Origin of the sequence: Candidatus Tokpelaia sp., assembly GCF_008636115.1 — a bacterium.
Taxonomy (GTDB): Bacteria; Pseudomonadota; Alphaproteobacteria; order Rhizobiales; family Rhizobiaceae; genus QLZD01.
This window is the reverse complement of record NZ_QLZD01000047.1, coordinates 1-399: the sequence shown is the minus strand read 5'-3', so window position 1 is coordinate 399 and position 399 is coordinate 1. Positions and strand designations below refer to the sequence as shown.

Here is a 399-nt window from a genome sequence, read left to right as displayed (position 1 = left end):
AGTTGAAGTTGAAGACAATGTGCCGGCAGTCAGGTTAGTAAGCTTCTGGCTGTTGCCGGGGCTAGCGGCGGTGCCGTTGGAAGCAGTCAGAACCAGGCTGTTTGTGTCACTGGTGGAGCGTTTCACAGGGCCAATCGTGCCGTTATTGACGCTATCAGTAATGCTCGTCAGGCTGGTATTGATGGTGCTCAAATTAGTATCAACGGCTGCGAAAGCATCGCCGACACTATTAGCACTCGTGCCCTGGACAGTGAAGGTCGGCGCTGTGCCATTGGCGACATTAGCGCCGCCGCCAAGATAGCTATTAGTGTTGGTTGCCACTGTGTTAATCGCCGTAGCATTGGTGGCGATATTGGTTTTGTTGGTAGCAATATCGGTCGTATTAGTAGCGATATTGCC

At 52.1% G+C, this 399-nt stretch carries 1 pseudogene; it reads right to left on the bottom strand.

Going from position 1 to position 399, the window contains the following annotated elements:
* A pseudogene (locus DPQ22_RS08985) lies at positions 1 to 399 on the bottom strand (hypothetical protein); the annotation flags it as partial.